This window comes from Crystallibacter degradans (assembly GCF_012952295.1).
Taxonomy (GTDB): domain Bacteria; phylum Actinomycetota; class Actinomycetes; order Actinomycetales; family Micrococcaceae; genus Crystallibacter; species Crystallibacter degradans.
The window spans coordinates 1-1,818 of record NZ_JABBCH010000058.1; the positions used below are offsets into that span (position 1 = coordinate 1).

Sequence of the window (1,818 nt, forward strand, 5' to 3'; positions counted from 1 at the left end):
GGCCGAAGCCCACATCAGAGCCGAAATCAGCCTGCGATCCGCGTAAACTCGCCCTTCGACGGGGATCCCGCGCCACAGCGGGGAGAGGAGGCGTCATGATTCATCAGATGAAATACGCAGACTACGCCCCGTCATATGCGCCGTTATCGGCGTTAGGGGTGGGGCGCTGCCAGTGTGCTGTGCATCCAGATGCTGGTCGACCGCGGTGTTGTTCAATTCGGTCGCCACGCGTCATGGAACTGGGAGCGAGCGTCACGGCCAAGCCCTTCCGCATCGCTTCCACGGCTTTGACGAGTACCTGATAGATCTCGTGGGGGATTTCCACCTGGTCACCCGGCTCGGAGCCGGACAGGAAGACTCGGAGCCGACAGGAAGAATTGCGGCTGCGGGGGAGCCCCTTTTCTGGTGGTGTGCGCCGCGATAAAGTCGTATATTTCGCCAGCTTCGGGTGTCCCAGGCGCGAAAAAGGTTTCCTTCATCGCTGTGCTCGTACCCATGATTGCTCTCGCTTCTAGCTTGATCCAAGTTTTATTGGACGTTTTCGTTTCTTTCGTTTCATCGTCAGCCTTGCCGGCCGCGGTCCAGCCTGCAAGCAGCACCGGTTGGTGGAGCTGCTCGCTGCGTGAATCGGGGAGGGATGTCTCAGCCGCAGATGACGCGGATGCTGTAGTCGCTGGTGTCCAGCATCCTGCGGGTATCGAGGGGTTCCTCCTTGATCCAAAGGACGCCCACTTCGGGAGCAATTTCTTCCACCCGGCCGTGGCATCGGACCCGATCGGGTCCGATGGCTTCGATCCGGTCCCCGCGGCTGAGGCTCGAGACGTCATCGATTCGGGCAGAGGGGGATGGGCGTTCGACAGGGGAACTTTCCGATGTCATGGGTTCCATACTCGTCGACATTGGTAACTCTTTTCATGGTTGCTCGGAAAGGTGGTTTGGAGGTTTCGCGGGTGCCACCTGTTCAGAGGGCATGTCCGGTTTCTGGGGGAGGAGCGCGAAGTGGCCGCGGACGCTGCCGGCCAGGGGCGGCGTTGCGCTCAGTTCACTTGGACACGCGGCCAAACACTGGCCCACCCAGGAACATCACACACCCGGCCGAATGCGCGGTGGGTAACTTGGTTGTAAGAAGGGGCCAGCGGCCGTGGGGGATGCCGGCCCCTTCCACACAGCGGATGAAACGCATTTCGAGCAAGAGGCGGAGCATGCCTAAGCGTTCATCCTTCTTCCGGTGGCACCGTTACTGATCGTTGGGGGGACGCAGCAGGTGCCAGCCGGGGTCTTATGCTGCTTTCTTGTCCCGCTTTCATAGCGTGAAAGATTCTTTCTGCAGCACTGCATTTTCTCCGCTGTAGCGATGACGAAAGAAAGCGGAGCACAGGCACCGATCCGCATTGTGGCTGATGCGGTTTCGGGCTCTTTAGAGAATATTGGGCTTTGCAGCCTCTTGGGCTGATTTTTCTCAAACCTCCGACAACTGTCGGTCTGGTGCAGGCGGTTCAGGACTGTGAGGGCGGCGCAGAGCGAACAAGGATCGTCAGTTTTCGTTCGCAAAAAGGGCGGGACAGGTACGTCAGGAATCGCAGGAGGGCGCCTGGTTTATTTCAGCGCACCTCCTGACTGACATTGTTCGCTAGTAGTAGGAGCGGAGGGAGCCGAGAAGAACGCCGCCGAAGCTCTCAAGGCCGCGGATGCCCTACGTGTCAGGGTTGTTTGAGGCCAGCAACTCATAGCAAGTCGATGACGTAGGGCGAGAATCAGGAATCCATTTAGCATGTCCAGTTTGTCTTTGACCGCGGTGCGGGAAGATAGTCCTATGAG

Annotated in this window: 1 protein-coding gene; it reads right to left on the reverse strand. The window is 59.0% G+C overall.

All coding sequences use genetic code 11. The features are described from left to right. Positions 1–642: 642 nt before the first annotated feature. On the reverse strand, positions 643–879 hold the full coding sequence (locus HGO92_RS23085) for a hypothetical protein (protein WP_169999075.1): 237 nt from the start codon (positions 877–879) through the stop codon (positions 643–645). Positions 880–1,818 lie beyond the last annotated feature (939 nt).

Bases quoted from the DNA above. Each gene is read 5' to 3' on its own strand.
- HGO92_RS23085 (WP_169999075.1), bottom strand. From the start codon at position 879: ATGACATCGGAAAGTTCCCCTGTCGAACGCCCATCCCCCTCTGCCCGA.